Annotated in this window: 14 protein-coding genes; 11 read left to right on the forward strand and 3 right to left on the reverse strand. The window is 50.8% G+C overall.

Going from position 1 to position 16,098, the window contains the following annotated elements:
- Nucleotides 1–52: 52 nt before the first annotated feature.
- Both BUB27_RS15125 and BUB27_RS15130 read right to left on the reverse strand, forming a co-directional pair.
- Nucleotides 53–1,021, reverse strand: a complete 969-nt coding sequence (locus tag BUB27_RS15125; RefSeq protein ID WP_143184698.1) for a LysR family transcriptional regulator — start codon at nucleotides 1,019–1,021, stop codon at nucleotides 53–55.
- 345 nt (nucleotides 1,022–1,366) lie between these two features.
- Nucleotides 1,367–2,245, reverse strand: coding sequence for a C39 family peptidase (locus BUB27_RS15130; protein WP_143184699.1), 879 nt, complete (start codon nucleotides 2,243–2,245; stop codon nucleotides 1,367–1,369).
- Between the two features lie 520 nt (nucleotides 2,246–2,765).
- Here BUB27_RS15130 and fusA point away from each other — a divergent pair.
- The 5 genes from fusA to BUB27_RS15155 all read left to right on the forward strand — a co-directional run bounded on the left by fusA (nucleotide 2,766) and on the right by BUB27_RS15155 (nucleotide 8,858).
- The gene (fusA, locus tag BUB27_RS15135; RefSeq protein WP_143184700.1) at nucleotides 2,766–4,880 is read left to right on the forward strand and encodes an elongation factor G; all 2,115 of its coding nucleotides are present in this window, start codon (nucleotides 2,766–2,768) and stop codon (nucleotides 4,878–4,880) included.
- A gap of 121 nt (nucleotides 4,881–5,001) precedes the next feature.
- Complete coding sequence (gene rsmD, locus BUB27_RS15140; protein WP_143184701.1) at nucleotides 5,002–5,559, forward strand: 16S rRNA (guanine(966)-N(2))-methyltransferase RsmD; 558 nt, start codon at nucleotides 5,002–5,004, stop codon at nucleotides 5,557–5,559.
- A complete protein-coding gene (locus BUB27_RS15145; protein WP_143184702.1) occupies nucleotides 5,556–6,836 on the forward strand; it encodes a 3-deoxy-D-manno-octulosonic acid transferase in 1,281 nt (426 codons plus the stop codon). Before rsmD ends, BUB27_RS15145 begins: the two co-directional genes overlap by 4 nt.
- A gap of 103 nt (nucleotides 6,837–6,939) precedes the next feature.
- Nucleotides 6,940–8,472 carry a hypothetical protein gene (locus tag BUB27_RS15150; protein WP_143184703.1) on the forward strand — a complete coding sequence of 511 codons (1,533 nt, stop codon included), beginning with the start codon at nucleotides 6,940–6,942 and terminating at the stop codon, nucleotides 8,470–8,472.
- Between the two features lie 8 nt (nucleotides 8,473–8,480).
- Nucleotides 8,481–8,858, forward strand: a complete 378-nt coding sequence (locus tag BUB27_RS15155) for a hypothetical protein (protein WP_143184704.1) — start codon at nucleotides 8,481–8,483, stop codon at nucleotides 8,856–8,858.
- Between the two features lie 6 nt (nucleotides 8,859–8,864).
- On the opposite strand, the gene BUB27_RS15160 is transcribed toward BUB27_RS15155, so the two are convergent.
- The gene (locus BUB27_RS15160; protein ID WP_143184705.1) at nucleotides 8,865–9,158 is read right to left on the reverse strand and encodes a hypothetical protein; all 294 of its coding nucleotides are present in this window, start codon (nucleotides 9,156–9,158) and stop codon (nucleotides 8,865–8,867) included.
- 263 nt (nucleotides 9,159–9,421) lie between these two features.
- Here BUB27_RS15160 and BUB27_RS15165 point away from each other — a divergent pair, with 263 nt between their 5' ends.
- From BUB27_RS15165 to BUB27_RS15190, 6 genes are read left to right on the forward strand one after another with little or no spacing between them, the layout of a single operon-like run.
- Nucleotides 9,422–9,886 carry a division/cell wall cluster transcriptional repressor MraZ gene (locus BUB27_RS15165; RefSeq protein WP_143184706.1) on the forward strand — a complete coding sequence of 155 codons (465 nt, stop codon included), beginning with the start codon at nucleotides 9,422–9,424 and terminating at the stop codon, nucleotides 9,884–9,886.
- A gap of 30 nt (nucleotides 9,887–9,916) precedes the next feature.
- Nucleotides 9,917–10,960 (forward strand): 16S rRNA (cytosine(1402)-N(4))-methyltransferase RsmH, encoded by a 1,044-nt coding sequence (gene rsmH / locus BUB27_RS15170; protein WP_234991769.1) that lies wholly within the window; start codon nucleotides 9,917–9,919, stop codon nucleotides 10,958–10,960.
- Between the two features lie 19 nt (nucleotides 10,961–10,979).
- The gene (locus BUB27_RS15175) at nucleotides 10,980–11,324 is read left to right on the forward strand and encodes a hypothetical protein (RefSeq protein WP_143184707.1); all 345 of its coding nucleotides are present in this window, start codon (nucleotides 10,980–10,982) and stop codon (nucleotides 11,322–11,324) included.
- A gap of 3 nt (nucleotides 11,325–11,327) precedes the next feature.
- Nucleotides 11,328–13,217, forward strand: a complete 1,890-nt coding sequence (locus tag BUB27_RS15180) for a peptidoglycan D,D-transpeptidase FtsI family protein (protein WP_143184708.1) — start codon at nucleotides 11,328–11,330, stop codon at nucleotides 13,215–13,217.
- The gene (locus BUB27_RS15185; protein ID WP_143184709.1) at nucleotides 13,214–14,713 is read left to right on the forward strand and encodes a UDP-N-acetylmuramoyl-L-alanyl-D-glutamate--2,6-diaminopimelate ligase; all 1,500 of its coding nucleotides are present in this window, start codon (nucleotides 13,214–13,216) and stop codon (nucleotides 14,711–14,713) included. Before BUB27_RS15180 ends, BUB27_RS15185 begins: the two co-directional genes overlap by 4 nt.
- Before the next feature lie 6 nt (nucleotides 14,714–14,719).
- The gene (locus tag BUB27_RS15190) at nucleotides 14,720–16,096 is read left to right on the forward strand and encodes a UDP-N-acetylmuramoyl-tripeptide--D-alanyl-D-alanine ligase (protein WP_143184710.1); all 1,377 of its coding nucleotides are present in this window, start codon (nucleotides 14,720–14,722) and stop codon (nucleotides 16,094–16,096) included.
- The last annotated feature ends 2 nt before the right edge of the window (nucleotides 16,097–16,098 follow it).

Consider the following 16,098-nt stretch of genomic DNA (forward strand, 5'->3'; position numbering starts at 1 on the left):
CAGGGAAGACAGAAATAAAGTGAGGGCCATGGGTTATTGGTAAGTTGTTTTTTTAAGTTGAGCGTAGCCTGCTGACGGTGCTGTCGGCGAGTAAGGCCTCTAGTTTAGAGGGCTGGCAAATCATGTAGATATCGGCATAGGCCTCGGCATCGATCGTGGTTGCTTCTACATTCGAGGGTATGATGTGTTTACAGAGTGAAATGGATGGAAAGATCCCGATGCCGTGCGAGACATATTGGAGAGCCTCGGTAGCATTCATGGCATGGATGAAACTCAGTTCTTTGCCTTGGTACTTGGGGTCTGTAGAGAACAGTTCTCTGATTTGAGTCTCTGTAACTGGAGCTTGTAAGATCACACTGAGGCTGGTGTCCTTGCTATCCGTTTCTTCTCCATCCGTCTGCTGGTAGATTACGATATGGTCTCTGTAGACGAGTTGGGATACGAGGTTTTCGTTTCTCGCTGGCTTGATACCGAGGAATGCTTCGAATTCACCATTATTCAGTTTGTCCATGTCTCCGCCCGGGTGGAGAATCCACTGGTTCTGATCAGGTGTTTCAGGGTTCTGGGGGATGGTGTCCCAGAGTCTGCTGGAGAAAGACAGGTAGGCGTCTAAGCCGATATTGATTCTCTGGTTTAGCTGATGAACGTCTTGAATGGCTTGATCTAGGCTTTTGAGAGCGATGTGTAGCTCTCTGAAAGATTTCAGCCACTGGGTGGCGCTGACGCTGAGGCCTAGTCTGCGATCGCTTTTTTTCTCGATCAGTACAAAGCCGACGGCCTTTTCCATGGCTCTGATTTTTCGTCTCAAGTGCGCTTCAGAGATTTGCAGACGATAGGCTGCCTCTGTGTAAGAGTCTGCATTATTTAAGGCAAGGAGACGCTCCAAGTCTTTGAGGGTGATTTGCTCAGAGGCCAGGCTGTTGGCTGGATCGAGGCTGTGCGCGCCAGTCTCAGGAGAGACGGTCTCATTGGCACCCGCAACGAGGTTTATTGGAGAAGTATCGTTACGACGGTTATACATCACACACAATTTGGATTTTCTATTGAACTCTGCAGATCAAACTACAACAAAGAGATGTGCCAAGTGAAGCGCAAATGCATCAAAGTCTAAACGTTTGTTTAAATTGCGCCGGGATAGGCCGTGCTCCATGGTGGTAATTTTTTCGATCTTGGGTTTAGTATATTCAGATTAAACTCTGATTATAAGATTATCTATACTGTTAGAGTCTAACATTGCAATCACGAAATCATAGGCGGGGCAGTGAAGTGAGGTGCCTTATTATAACTCCACCCTCTCCAAAAGAGCTGGAGAGGGTGGGGCTGTGTTGTACCAGGAATGGTGTGTGTTGCTATGAATCGTTGAGGTCTACTTCCCGAGGTAGTAAATGTTGTATGCTAGTTTGCAAAGTCCTTCAGCGGATACTGATTCGCTGGAAGCATGCGAGTTTGAGTTTCTGATGATGAATTGGTCCTTCTTGCTATCGTAGCCACTGATGACCACGCAATGGTAGCGGTACTGGATGCTAGCGCCTGGTGAGCGGTGAAGGGTGCTGTAGTCCTTGACGTCAACAGCTACCGGGCGAGTTTTCAGCTGCTGCATGATGGTTTGGCGAGCGTTGCTGGCGCTGGATGGTTTCACCTTTTTGAAAGAGAACTGCTGGGCGAAATGGCGAATGCTGTTTCGGCTGGAGAGGTTTGGCTTAATGGAGAGCTTGCTGGTAAGGCGGTCATCCATGTGCTGACTGACCAGGTTTTGTACGGCAGCGCGGCTGAAACGGCCAGATGTCTTCATCTGGGAGGCCGACTTATTCACCTGAGTACGCAGATTGCGTAATTTGTCCATCAGCATGGACATGCCAGGGGAGAAAGATGATTCGTAGGGGACTTCTTTCTCAAGGGCGACACCATAGGCTTTTACGAGATCGAAATCTGAAACCGGGCTGGCCGCCTCTTTGTAAAAGGGAGAGAGCTTCTTGTGAGCCGCTGCAGTAAGCTGGCCGCGGATCATTTCTTCAGAGCTTCTGTAGCCGCGCATCAGGTGGCGGGTGAAGAGGTCTCTTTCTGAGAGGTCAATGGTTCTACCGTTTACGAGATAATACTCGGCCTCCAGAAGTGCAAGAGTAGCAAACGTGTGGCAACTGCCCACATTCTGCTGCTTCTGCTCATGCCTCCAAAACTGGCGAGCCTGTGCCAGGCCAGTCAGGTTTAGAGCTGCAATGAGAAGGAGTGTGGTGGTTTTTTTCATGAGTGGAAATGGGGAAAGGTTTTGTTTGTGGGAGATAATACGTAAATCGCTTATCGAGAGTGTTCAATAAAATTTATGATGAATTTGTGAACAAATGTTTAGAGAGGGCTTGAATGTTAAGCATTGCGATGCTTTGTGTGTCTTAAGTAAGGGGTTGGTAGCCATTGATCTATATGGGTTGTGGCTGTTTGGGGGGGTGTTGTTTCAGTATTTGAGGATCCTCGGGCTCGGTGATCGTTATTAACTTTTAAGGAGAGGAAGGGGATAGGTGTGAGTGTGAATGAATCATGAACATCTATTTCATTGTAATTGGAGGATTGTGAAGCATTGATTCAGCATCTAGCGCTACGAAACAAGAGCTTGCGATTGCAGCGCAGTCGTCAGAGTCAAGGTTCCGAAGCATTAGAAAAGGCAAATTTTTTGCAAAAATAAGTCAGTGTGTGGTTGCCAAAAGGTGAGTGGCACTGTAAGGAGCGCTGCAAGTTACTAGGTTACAGACCGGAACACGAAAGGACAGATTATGTCAGATCTCGCAAAATACAGAAACATTGGAATTTTCGCTCACGTGGACGCGGGTAAGACCACGACCACTGAGCGTATTTTGGCGCTTACAGGTAAGATTCACAAGATTGGTGAAGTTCACGACGGTGCGTCTACTACAGACTTCATGGAGCAGGAAGCTGAGCGTGGTATTACCATTCAGTCAGCGGCTACTACTTGCTTCTGGCCAGGTAGTGACCAGCAGTGGGCTGGTGATAAAGCATACCGCTTCAACATCATTGATACTCCCGGTCACGTTGACTTCACCGTGGAAGTTTACCGTTCCCTCAAGGTTCTTGATGGTGGCGTAGGTGTATTCTGTGGTTCTGGTGGTGTTGAGCCTCAGTCCGAAACAAACTGGCGTTACGCGAACGAGTCTGAGGTTGCACGTATCATCTACGTGAACAAGCTCGACCGTCTTGGTGCTGACTTCTACCGTGTAGTGGATCAGGTGAAGAACATCCTCGGTGCTAAGCCGCTCGTGATGGTTCTCCCAATCGGCACAGAGTCCGAGTTCACTGGTGTTGTAGATCTACTTACGCGTAAGGCATGGATCTGGGATTCAACAGGTCAGCCTGAAAACTACACTATCGAAGATGTTCCTGCTGACATGGCAGACAAGGTTGAGGAATACCGTGAGCAACTCATCGAAACTGCTCTTGAGCAGGACGACGAGCTCATGGAGGCTTACCTTGAAACTATGGAAGAGCCTGCGCTCGAAGACATCAAGCGCTGCATCCGTAAGGGTACGATCGCTCTCGACTTCTTCCCAACTTTCTGTGGTTCTTCCTTCAAGAACAAGGGTGTGCAGAACGTGCTCGACGCCGTTGTTGACTACCTTCCTTCCCCGACTGAGGTTGATCCTCAGCCAGAGGTTGATCCAGAAGGTAACGAGACTGGCAATTTTGCTGAAGTGACTACTGAAGGTCCACTTCGTGCGCTTGCATTCAAGATCATGGATGACAAGTTCGGTGCACTTACTTTCACTCGTATCTACTCCGGTGTTCTTAACAAGGGCGATACAGTACTTAACAGCTTCACAGGTAAGACTGAGCGCGTAGGCCGTATCGTAGAGATGCACGCCAACGACCGTACTGAGCTTGACCGTGCTCAAGCAGGTGACATCGTGGCACTTGTAGGTCTCAAGAATACTCAGACAGGTCACACACTTTGTGATCAGAAGTCTCCAGCAACTCTCGAGCCAATGGTGTTCCCGGATCCGGTTATCTCCATCGCGGTTGCTCCTAAGGACAAGGCAAACGCAGAGAAGCTTGGTATCGCGATCGGAAAGATGGTTGCAGAAGATCCATCCTTCTATGTTGAGACTGACGAAGAGTCTGGCGAAACCATCCTTAAAGGTATGGGTGAGCTTCACCTCGACATTAAGGTGGACATTCTTAAGCGTACTTACGGTGTAGAAGTTACTGTTGGTGCTCCTCAGGTAGCCTACCGTGAGTCCATCACTAAGGCGGTTAGCGACAGCTACACTCACAAGAAGCAGTCCGGTGGTTCAGGTCAGTTCGGTAAGATCGACTACACCATCGAGCCTGGCGAGCCAGGTACAGGTTTCGTATTCGAGTCCAAGGTTGTTGGTGGTAACGTTCCTAAGGAATACTGGCCAGCAGTTGATAAGGGCTTCAAGGTGTCCATGGTTAAAGGTGTTCTCGCTGGCTACCCAATGGAAGACATCAAGGTTACTCTTACAGATGGTGGTTACCACGCAGTTGACTCCTCCGCTATTGCGTTCGAGATCGCAGCGAAGGCAGCTTACCGTCAGTCCATTCCAAAGGCTGGTCCACAGATCCTTGAGCCTATCATGAAGCTCGATGTCTTCACTCCAGAAGACAACGTAGGTGACGTGATTGGTGACCTCAACCGTCGCCGCGGTATGATCCAGTCTCAGGACACTACTCCTACTGGTATCCGTATCAAGGCACAGGCTCCACTTTCAGAGATGTTCGGTTACATTGGTGATCTTCGTACCATGACTTCTGGTCGTGGTCAGTTCTCCATGGAGTTCGATCACTACTCAGCATGTCCTAAGAACGTGTCTGATAAGGTGATTGCTGAGGCTGCTGAGCGTGACGCTAAGTAAGTATTAGTGATACAGATCATTTAACAGCGGCCAGCGGGTAACCGCTGGCCGTTTTTTGTGTGCTAGTGGAGTCGGGAGTAGTTTGGATTGCCATTTGGGGCGGCCTTGTTAGCTTCGCGGCATGCGTATCATTGCTGGGACAGCGGGTAGGAGAAACATCAAGGTGCCAAGGGCGGTGGTGCGTCCGACGACGGACCGTACCCGCGAGGCCTTGTTCTCGATACTTTCTCCGCGGATTGAGGGGGCTCGTGTGTTGGATTTATTTGCTGGATCTGGAGCTTTGGGGATGGAGGCTCTCAGCCGGGGGGCAAAGAGTTGTGTCTTTGTTGATGGTGACCGGGCGTGTACGAAGGTGATACAGGAAAATCTACGGACCTTGAATTTGGGTGGAGGGAGTGTGCTTCAGGCGGATGCTGTCCAATATTGTAAGAGGGTGCAGGGGGATTTTGATCTTGTCTTTGCGGACCCGCCTTACAAGAAGACGGCGGCTGACCGTGACTTTGTCATGGAGTTGATGAGTGAAGTTGCTCTGCAGCAGGCTGTTGCTGAGAGTGGTCTTCTGGTTGTGGAGATGGATGCCGGTGTGAACTTTGTTTGTCCTGAAGGTTGGAGTGAATTGGATGCTCGGAAGTATGGGGGGTGTGCGGTTTATATTTTTGAGAGGGAGGATAGTGTATGATTCGGGCTGCGGTTTTGCTGCTCTATAATCTCCTGCTGCCACTTGTCTTTCTGCTCGGTTTTCCGGGCTGGTTGATCAAGATGTTGAAGCGGGGTGGTTATGGCACAGGTTTGCTGGAGCGCTTCGCTTGGTATGATGAGAGTATCGAGTATGAGCCGGCTGGGGTCGTGTATGTGCATGCCGTCAGTGTGGGGGAGGTCATGATAGCGCTGAAGCTGATCTATCAGTGGCAGGCTGATTATCCGCAGGATCGTTTTGTTTTGGCTCCGACGACTACAACGGGATTGCTTGTGGCAAAGGAGAAGGCGCCAGTAGGTGTTCGGGTGATATACAGTCCTCTGGATTTTAGCTGGGTGTTGCAGAGGGTGTTCAAGAGGTTTGAGCCAAAGCAGATTGTTTTGATTGAGGCTGAGGCTTGGCCGAACATGCTTGGGGTTGCCAAGCGGATGGGGGTTCCTGTTGGTCTGGCGAATGCGCGTTTGTCTGCACGTTCTGAGCGACGCTACAAGAAGTTTTCTGGCTTTGTGGAGCCGATGTTTGGGATGATAGATCAGGCTTGTGTTCAAGAGAGGGCGGATCTTAATCGATGGGCCTCAGTAGGTATTCGTAGAGACCGTATTGAGGTCACGGGAAGTATTAAGTTTGATCAGTTGGGGGCTGCTGGGCCGCAGCGAAGGGGTGAGTTTCAGCGGATGTTGGATGTATTCGGTGAGGGGAGGAAGGTAGTTATGGCAATCAGTACGCACGCCGGAGAGGAGGCCTATATAGGTGAAGTGGTGCAGAATTTGGGTGAGGAGGTGCTGTATGTGGCTGTGCCAAGGCATGCTGAGAGGAGGCAGGAGGTTGCCAGATCACTCAAAGGCCTGGGTTACGAGGTAGTCTTGCGTAGTGCCTTCCATGAGCCGCGTGAATCGGAAGAGGCTTGTCTGATTGTGGATAGTACTGGGGAGTTGCGTGATTGGACGGCACATGCAGATGTTGTTGTGGTTGGTAAAAGTCTATTGGGGGAAGGTGGGCAGAATCCCACGGAGGCAATTGCAGCGGGTGTGCCCGTGGTGGCAGGCCCTTCAATGGGGAACTTTGAACCCTTGGTTAGTATGCTCAGAGATGCTGGAGGGATTGCTATTGTCAGGGATGAGGGTGAATTGCTGTCCGCCTTGCGAAGGTGTCTGGAGGGAGGGGTAGAGGTCGCCAGGCAGTGCGGGTCTGCCCTTGAGGTTTTGCATGTTCATCAGGGGGCTGCAGCCCGAACGGTAGAAATACTTCGGAAAGATTAGCGATAATTGCTGGTAATCTGCCACAAAAGCTTGTGGTATCGGCGCAAAGCTTAGTAAACATTCACCATCTGAAGCTAAGACATCATTGCCATATGGATAAAATATGGCAGCATCCGCACGTTACATGAACGAGAAACCAGAAGACAAAAACTCACTGGATTTGAGCGCACTCGATTTCGGGCCTGCTTGGGCTCGAGAGGGTGAAGGTAAGACCAAGAAGAACTACAAGGATTACGAGCCTAGAGGAGCTGGTTCTCGCAAGCCTTTCAAGGGGAAGGGTGGTCGTCCTCAGCACGGTGAAGGCCGCAAGTTTGATCGTGGTGATAAGCGCCGTGGTAAATTTGATGGTAAGAAAGGTGGTCGTCCACCGCGCCCAGCATTTGTACAAGCTCCAGAAGGGGTGTCTGCAGAAATTATGCCTATTGAGGCTGGTGTGGATAATATGGCAAAGGAGATTTCCGCAGCTGGCCGTACCTATTCAGTTTTCGAGCTCGCACATGTGGTGCTAGGTGCAAGGGAGCGTTTTCATATTGTCTTCCGTAAGGAGGAGGGTGCTGAGGATTTGCTGCAGTGTAAGAAGGATCATTCAGTTTATTTAACGAAAGAGGAGTGCGTTGCGCATTTCTTGGTTTCGGACTGGAAGAGTGAATTCTACGAAGAAGAGGAAGTCGAGACTGAGCCTCCGACTGGAAGTTTTCAAGCGATCGCCAAGTGCGGTCTGAGTGGTGAGATCTTGGGTCCGCCAAACTATCATGCCTACACGCATAATGTGCTGGAATTACACCGCACTCGATTTGCGCACATGGATCTTGAGCGTTACAAGTCTCGCATCCAGACCGTGAGGTCTGAGGAGGCGGTGAGTGAGTGGCTTGAGTCCATGAAGAAAAAGACTCAGTACAAGGTAGTGGGTGAAGAGGGTGTTGTTCTGGATGATCCTCTTGCGGTGACCAAGCATTTCCAGGAAAAGCATTTTGATGAGGTCTTCCGTGCTACTCACCGGGCTGATGTGCCATCAGATATTCCAGCCAAGTTGCTTTCACCTGGTTTGCTGACCTTGTTGAAGGAGACTGTGGCGGATCAGCGTCGTTATCCTGGTAAATTGGCATCCTTCTTGTGTCGCCAGTTGTCTGGGAGGCATCTTGCAGTCTTTAAGTGGCAGGGTAAGTTGCATTGCGGGCCATCTCGTCCACATGTGGTTCCTGAGGAGACTACGATTGCAGATCGTCCCAAGCAGATGCTTGATTGGGTTCAGGCGAATCCTGGTGGAGGGGTTGATCAGCTCTGGAAGGATGTTCTCCCTGAGGGTATCTCTGAGGAGGCTAAGAAGGAGTGGTACCATGATCTTCATTGGCTGCTCAACCAGGGCTATGTGGTGTTGATGAGTGACGGTCATCTTTATGATTCAGCTCTCTCTAAAGAGAAGCCCAAGGCTAAGAAGGTTAAATCCGCGAAAAGTGGTGTCACTAAGAAGTCTAAGCCGCAGTCTAAGTCGGCTGAGCCAGAGTCCTCTGAGGAGGTAAAGTCTGAGCCTGTTGCTAAAGAGTCTGCTGATAAGCAGTCTGAGGTGCCAGCTTCTGATTCTAAAGAGATTGCTGAAGAGGTGAAAACTGAAGACTCTGAGGCTGAGGAGGCATAGGTCTATCTATGGGGATTGGCTATATACTTGTCATTGTGGTGGCGGGGCTTCTCGCCTCCTATTTCTTTGGCAAGTTAGCTAAGGAAAAGGGGTACCCCGCGGCAAAGGCGCGAAGGTACCCTATTTTGCTGATGATTGCAGCGGTGATTGTCAGTCTTGCTTTTTTGGGTTCCGCGTTTCTTCTCGGAATCATGATGGAGAATCTACGCAATGTACTCAGTATGGTGTACATGCTTGCGAACTGGTTCCTGATTGCCGTCTATCTGGTGGTTCTAAATAAGGCCTATTCGAATATGAAGGAGGCTCCGGATGCTCAAAAATTGCGCGAACGGATGGAGGCTCTTCAAAAAGAAAGAGCTGAAGCAGGTGCCCAATCAGAAGAGTGATCTCTTCTAGTGGTGTTTTTTCCAAGGATGCAGGTAGTCGTGCATGCCATGCCAGTCTTCCAGGTAGTAAGCGCTGGCTATGACGGCCGCCCAGTAGAGTGCGGGTACTAGGAGTAGGGATACGCCAAAGGTGGCTAGTGAAAGCCAACCAGCGATGAAAAGCATCAGCAGGTTACCGCCTATCAAGATTCCAAAGCCTGATAGGTAGTGATGCTTGTAGATGTGTCCCAGTCCGGGAATCACGCTGAGCACGGCAGCTACCCTGTCTCGCTCCGATTTGGTGAATTGAGGTAGATTCATACTTTTTTGGGGTGTTTCTCTAGTACACAATGTAACAGGTCCTTGAATTTTAATCAATTGTATACGTGTAGGGCTTGAGGTGTCTGTTTGAGGGGTGATTTCGGGTAGTTTGTTAGTACACCCGCTTGAATCAAGTGTAGCTAAAGGATTTAGCGGGAATCGTAAGTATTTTTGTAAAACTCTTAGAAGCAATCGATTTCGCGGTTGACATCAAAGTGTACTAAAGTGTATGTATGTGTGCTTCCGAGCTAAAAGACACAGCCATGAGGACGTATGAACATACCCTGGAGGGGGTGTATGAACATAAGCTCGACCCCAAATGCCGGGTGTCGGTGCCGTCCGATTGGCGAGTGTCGGCTGGGAGTGGGACGTTACGTTTGCTGCGCTCCACGAAGTACGAGAAGCCGATCCTCAAGGTCCTGACAGACCAAGAGTTTGCGAGCTTGCTGGCACAAGTGGATGAGCGCACGGAGTGGTCTCATGCTCAAAGGCAGCTGATGAGAGGAAGACTCTTCTCTGATAGCCAGAAGACGAAGCTGAACCCGCAGGGGAAGCTTCCGATTCCGAAAGCACTATGTGAGATGGTTGGTCTCGAGCCGGATGGTCCGGCCTCCTTGGTGGGGCGGGGCACCTACTTCGAGATCGTGAAGCCAGATTACTACCACGAGATGCGTGTTCGCGAGGACGAGGAAATCGCCAAGCTCAACGCGGACATGGGCATCTTCTGATCTTTATCATCCCCAGACGGAGCAAAAACAATGAAGCTCAAATTTCTACCAGCCATGGCCATCGCCGGGGCAGGCAATCCAATGATTTCCTGTTCAGAGAATTCTTGGCTCTGCGCGGAAGGAGCAAATGGGGTGAGTGGTACCGATTCCGAGGTGCCTTATTATCACGAAACAGTGCTTCTCGAAGAGTCGGTACACTTCATGGCACCAGCTGAGGGCAGAGTGCTTGTGGATGGTACACTCGGAGGTGGCGGTCACACTGAAAAGATGCTGGAGAGTGGCGCTGCGGTTTACGGCATTGATCGTGATCCGGAGGCTCTCGAGCATGCAAGTAAACGTCTGGCTCGATTCGGTGAGCGTTTTCAGCCGGTGGAAGGCAACTTCCGTGATGCCCTGAAACTGATGAATGCCAGAGGCATTGAGAAAGTGGACGGGGTCCTTGTGGATCTGGGAGTTTCGTCACGTCAATTTGACAGTGATGAGCGAGGGTTCTCTTTCTCTAAAGAAGGACCACTGGATATGAGGATGGGGCCATCTTCTCCACTAACTGCTGCAGACATCGTAAACAGCTGGGAAGAGCAAGAATTGGCTCGCATTTTCTGGGAGTATGGAGATGAACGCGCATCGCGAAAGATTGCCCGTCACATCTGCCAGGAAAGGCAGAAACAGCCCTATGTCACCACGACCCAGTTAGCGGACAGCATCGAGAAACTGATCCCTCGTCACGGTAAGAAGATTCATCCTGCCACCAAGGTGTTTCAAGCGCTCAGGATTGAGGTGAATGATGAGCTGGGGGCTCTACGTGAGTTACTCGATACCTCAGCAGACCTGCTGGCTAGTGGCGGTCGCCTCTGCGTGATCAGCTTCCATAGCTTGGAGGACCGCATGGTGAAAAGATTTATCAAGGCTACCTCGAAAGAGGAGATCGATAGGCCTGAATGGCCGGAACCTAAACCAAACCCTGACTTCGCGTTCCGCGAGCTTACCCGCAAGCCGGTGAAGCCCTCGGATCAAGAGGTCAAGCGAAACGCCCGCTCACGTAGTGCCGTGTTGCGTGTCGCTGAACGAATTTAACCAATTACCATTAAAGACAATGAACAAGAGACGTTCTCAAGCAAATACCTTTGGAGCTTCCCATGTTGTGATTCTGATCGGAGCCGCATTCATGCTTGCTGTTGCTGGCGTGATGCATGCTTATGTCAAAAACCGTCAGGTGGAAGTAGCTCGTGAGATTGATGAGACTCAGAGACACATCGAGGAAATTCAGGAGCAGACTAAGCTCATCCTGGTAAACAAAGATCGTAAGTTGAACAGGCACCTTATCCGGAACGAACTCTCTGAGAGAGGTTCGGAGCTCTGTTCTATCCCCCCGCAAGTAGTGGAGGTAGTCGAACCTGCCACCGGATCTGGCGATGCAGTCGCCGTGTCGACGCCTTGATGAATGGATAAAACTGCCCAAAGTCGTTCTCTCATTCTATGCCTGGTCATTGTAGCCGGGCTTAGTTTGTTGTCGGTGCGATTGGTCAACCTGCAGGTGGTCAATCGTACTCTTTACGCAGAGAAGGCGGGCAGATCCTATGAGCGCACTTACGAACTCATGGCGGAGCGTGGGGTGCTTCTGGATCGTAACGATGAAATCATCGCGCGTACGATTCGCACCCAGTCGGTCATGGTGGACAAGTATCACCTCGAGGATCCACGCATCGCAGCCAAAGGGCTGGCCTGCCGTGAGCTGATGAGCGACCCGGAGTGGAATCTCTGGGATGCAGAAAAGCGGAAGCATAAGATTAATATCAAAAGCAGGAAGATTCTCGCCGAGATGGATACCACTGAGATAGTCAGTGAGCATCTGGAGTATGCGATTGATATGTTGTTTCGACCATTGGGCATGAGTCGAGAAGAGCTCAAAGACAAGATCGGCTCACTGGATTCTAAGCCCAAGGATAAAATCATCTACAAGGATCTGCCTGCTGAGCTGGCGACGTTGTTGGATGAGCTGATCAGCGAGCGCTACATTCAGGGTTTCAGGTTCCATGAGTCGGTGAAGCGCTATTACACCTCCCCGTGGCTAGCGACACATCTTACTGGATATGTGGATCATGAAGGCCATGGTATGGCGGGTATCGAAAGATCCCTGGATGAATACCTCTCTGGAAAGAATGGTTATCGTAAGGAGATGAGGGATATCACCGGGATGGTCATGCCAGCCCACAAGGGAAGTACGCTGCCTCCAAAGAATGGTAAGAATGTGAAGCTAACTTTGGATATGGGGCTTCAAGCGATCTGCGAGGAGGAACTCGATAAGGGAATGGCCGAATTCCAGGGAGTGAAGGGATGTATTGTGCTGATGGACCCACACACAGGAGAGATTTTAGCGATGGCCAGCAGGCCTCATTTCAACCTCAACAACCGCGAAGGTGTGGCGGAGTATGGGTTTAACTATGCTTTGCAAGCGATCTATGAGCCAGGATCTACATTTAAGGTGGTGGCTGCCGCTTCAGCTCTGAATGAGGGTGTGGTGAATTATGATACGGAGATCTTTTGTCACTGGGGTAACATGATTGATGGAAAGGTTCGTGTACCGGACCATCATCCCTATGGTGATTTGCCGGTATGGAAAGTTTTGCAGAAATCATCCAATCCAGGGGCATACACTTTGGCGAAGATGACTGGCAGGGAGAAGTTTTTCGATTATGCAGCTGCATTTGGCTTCGGGAAAAAAACAGATGTGAGCCTTGCGGGGGAGAGTCAGGGGTTGCTCCGTGATACAGGAAATCTGGTGGACTTTTCTCGTGTCTCGTACGGGTATGCGGTGAGTGTGACTCCCCTGCAGGTTGCCAATGCCTACTGTGTTCTCGCCAATGGTGGAAAGCTCATGCGTCCGCGTATTGTGAAATCCATCGATACGAACGCTGGGATCGTGATCGAAGAAAGGCAGTCTGAGGTAATCCGTAGGGTGATCAGTGAGAAAACAGCTTCCGACATGAGGCGGGCTTTGGCGACAGTGACACAGAAAGGAGGAACCGCTACACAAGCAGCTGTTCCAGGATTTACCGCAGGTGGTAAAACAGGTACCGCCGTAAAGCATGATCCAGTAAACGGGGGCTACCTCGAGGGCCGCTATACCGTGTCTTTTGCAGGAATGTTACCAGCGGAAGACCCTGCCTTTGTTTGTGTAGTGGTAATCGATGACCCTCAGACAAACGAGGTGAAGCGCTACGGAGGAACGATTGCTGCACCAATTTGGCGTGAGACTGCAAAAAGAGTTGCCGCTCACATGAATTTAATACCTACAGAACCTGTCCAAGAAACAGTGACAAGAACGCAATGACTTTACGTGAATTAACATCCTATCTGCCGAAGTCGGTTGCCTCTGGTGACCTGGGTAAATCCGCTATCGACGTGACCTCTGACAGTCGCGAAGTAAAGGAGGGTTTCATCTTTGTTGCCATCCGGGGTAATGAGTCCGACGGGCACAAGTACATCAGCCAGGCAGTTGAGGCCGGGGCCGTAGCTATTGTTGCCGAGATCGCTCCTGATGAGCGGTGGGGCAATGATTGCACATGGATTCATGTGAAAAATTCTCGTTTGGCGCTCGCCAGTCTTGCAAATGCCTTACAAGGGCAGCCATCCGCGAGCCTAAAAGTAATCGGAGTGACTGGCACCAATGGTAAGACGACGACAACTTACCTCGCACACCATATTATGCAGACGGTGCTTCGTCGTGCTGGTCTGATGGGGACAGTAAAGTTTCACGATGGGATCGAGGAAGTGGATGCTACGCATACCACGCCTGGGCCCGTCGAGCTGCAGAAGGCGCTCAAGTCTATGGTGGATAATGAGTGTCGTGGTGTAGCCATGGAAGTGAGTTCTCACGGTATCGAGCAGAACCGTGTGGAAGGTGTTCAGTTTGACGCCGCGGTATTCACCAACCTGACGCAGGACCATCTCGATTACCATGGCAGCATGGAGGCTTACTTCGGTGCCAAGAAACGTCTCTTCGCCCAGTTGAAGATGCAGGAGGGTAAGAAAAAGCCAGTGGCTGTGATCAATCTCGATGATCGCCATGGCGAGAGCCTCGTGAAGGAATTGGGTGATCAAATCAAGGTGACTACCTATGGGATGGGAGCTCACTGCGATTTCAAGGCGAGCAAGATTCGCCAGACAATGCAGGGGACAGAGTTCCAGCTGGATAATCGCGGTAAATCATTTTTGGTGAGAACGCCACTGATCGGGCGCTTCAATGTCTACAATGCCTTGGCTGCGATTGCGTCTTGTGCGGCAGTGGGTGTCAAAGTGCGTGATGCGGTCCAAGCGATGGCTGAGGCTCCGCAGGTGCCTGGTCGTATGGAGCTGGTTGGTTTCAAGGAAGGCTTCAGTGTGTTCGTGGATTACGCACACACACCAGATGCGCTGCAGAATGTTTGTACGACTCTCAAAGAGCTCGAGCCTAATCGACTGATCACGGTATTTGGCTGTGGTGGAGATAGGGATCAGAAGAAACGCCCATTGATGGGTGAAGTGGCTTCTGAGAATTCAAATATTTGTCTGATTACTTCAGATAATCCGCGTTCCGAGAATCCTGAAGACATCATTGCGATGATCGAGAAGGGGATGAAAAACAAGCAGTACCGAGTGATTGCCGATCGTGAGGAGGCCATCCGTGCTGCCGTGAATATCGCAGACAAAGGTGATGTGGTGCTCATTGCTGGCAAAGGGCATGAAACCTATCAGCAATTTGCAGACGACAAAATTGATTTTGATGACCGACAGGTAGCTCGCTGGGCTCTCAGAGATAGACCAGCACCGAAGAACGATAAGCGTTAAACCGTCATGAAAAAGACCCCGATAGCCCAAATAGTTGAAGCCGTTCACGGTACCCTGCACTGCGGGGATCCGAGTGCGGAGATCACTTCGGTATCTACAGATACGAGAAGCTTGGGTGAAGGGGCCGCGTTCTTTGCGCTCAAAGGTGAGCGTTTCGATGCTCATGATTTTCTGGATCAGGCTGTCGAGAAGCAGGCGACAGCCATTATTGTAGAGAGAGTACCGGAAGGATTTAATGCCGGTGGCTGCGCAGTGATCATTGTCGAGGATGCGCTGACAGCTCTGCAGGCATTGGCGTCCTGGTACCGCAGGACACTTGATGTCGAGGTGATCGGTATCACTGGATCTAACGGGAAGACATCTACGAAGGATTTCACCCGGGCTGTGCTTGAGCAGAAATTCTCAGTCAACGCTACAAAGGGAAATCTCAATAACCACATCGGCCTGCCTCTCACGGTGCTCAACACTGAGGAACATCATCAGGTCTGTGTGCTGGAGATGGGAATGAACCATCCCGGTGAGATTGCACCGCTATGCAGTATTGCCCATCCACGCATCGGTATCATTACCAATATCGGAACGGCGCACATCGAGTACATGGGATCCCGCGAGGCGATCGCTGAGGAGAAAGGTGAACTTGCCAGAGCGCTGGGGAACGATGGAGTTCTTCTTGTGTCTGCTGCCTGCGATTTCGCTGAGTATTTCCGCAGTAGGACCAAAGCCAGGACGATTGTGGTGGGCAATGGTCGCGGACTAGTCCGAGCAGAAGATCTGAAGATGGATAACACTGGGTCGGAATTTTCTCTCATCGTCGATGAGGAGGAGCCTATACGAGTCAAGATTCCCGTGGTGGGACGCCACATGATTTCCAATGCTCTTTTGGCAGCGGGTGCAGGATACGCGCTGGGAATGAGCAAAGAGGAGATCGCCAAGGGCCTGAATAGTGTGAACCTGACAAGTGGCCGCCTGAGAACCTTCGACTCCGGTGGAGTCACAGTCTTTGATGACACCTACAATGCGAACCCTGAGTCCATGAAGGCGGCTATCGAAACTCTGTCCGAAGTCAAAGTCACGCCGAGTTCCCACCGTTATGTGGTGCTGGGGCAGATGGCTGAGCTCGGTAATCATGCGGATAATGCCCACCGTGAGGTTGGTGAGCTTGCTGCTGATAGGGGCTTGATTGTTCTGACTGTTGGTGATCAGGCCTTGGCTATTTCCGAAGGTGCTGCCAGCAAGGGCGGAGAGGCCAGTCATTTTAATACAACAGAATCTGCAGCGAAATGGTTGCAGGAAAAATGCGTCGCGGGTGACGCGGTACTATTTAAAGGCAGTCGCGCTGCCGCTATGGAGCGCGTGATGCATGAAGCTTTTCCTAACAAATAATC

Origin of the sequence: Rubritalea squalenifaciens DSM 18772, from assembly GCF_900141815.1 — a bacterium.
Classification (GTDB): domain Bacteria; phylum Verrucomicrobiota; class Verrucomicrobiia; order Verrucomicrobiales; family Akkermansiaceae; genus Rubritalea; species Rubritalea squalenifaciens.

Bases quoted from the DNA above. Each gene is read 5' to 3' on its own strand.
- BUB27_RS15190 (WP_143184710.1), top strand. From the start codon at position 14,720: ATGAAAAAGACCCCGATAGCCCAAATAGTTGAAGCCGTTCACGGTACC.
- BUB27_RS15125 (WP_143184698.1), bottom strand. From the start codon at position 1,021: ATGTATAACCGTCGTAACGATACTTCTCCAATAAACCTCGTTGCGGGT.
- BUB27_RS15180 (WP_143184708.1), top strand. From the start codon at position 11,328: ATGGATAAAACTGCCCAAAGTCGTTCTCTCATTCTATGCCTGGTCATT.
- fusA (WP_143184700.1), top strand. From the start codon at position 2,766: ATGTCAGATCTCGCAAAATACAGAAACATTGGAATTTTCGCTCACGTG.
- BUB27_RS15150 (WP_143184703.1), top strand. From the start codon at position 6,940: ATGGCAGCATCCGCACGTTACATGAACGAGAAACCAGAAGACAAAAAC.
- BUB27_RS15130 (WP_143184699.1), bottom strand. From the start codon at position 2,245: ATGAAAAAAACCACCACACTCCTTCTCATTGCAGCTCTAAACCTGACT.
- BUB27_RS15185 (WP_143184709.1), top strand. From the start codon at position 13,214: ATGACTTTACGTGAATTAACATCCTATCTGCCGAAGTCGGTTGCCTCT.
- BUB27_RS15155 (WP_143184704.1), top strand. From the start codon at position 8,481: ATGGGGATTGGCTATATACTTGTCATTGTGGTGGCGGGGCTTCTCGCC.
- rsmH (WP_234991769.1), top strand. From the start codon at position 9,917: ATGAAGCTCAAATTTCTACCAGCCATGGCCATCGCCGGGGCAGGCAAT.
- BUB27_RS15145 (WP_143184702.1), top strand. From the start codon at position 5,556: ATGATTCGGGCTGCGGTTTTGCTGCTCTATAATCTCCTGCTGCCACTT.
- rsmD (WP_143184701.1), top strand. From the start codon at position 5,002: ATGCGTATCATTGCTGGGACAGCGGGTAGGAGAAACATCAAGGTGCCA.
- BUB27_RS15175 (WP_143184707.1), top strand. From the start codon at position 10,980: ATGAACAAGAGACGTTCTCAAGCAAATACCTTTGGAGCTTCCCATGTT.
- BUB27_RS15160 (WP_143184705.1), bottom strand. From the start codon at position 9,158: ATGAATCTACCTCAATTCACCAAATCGGAGCGAGACAGGGTAGCTGCC.
- BUB27_RS15165 (WP_143184706.1), top strand. From the start codon at position 9,422: ATGAGGACGTATGAACATACCCTGGAGGGGGTGTATGAACATAAGCTC.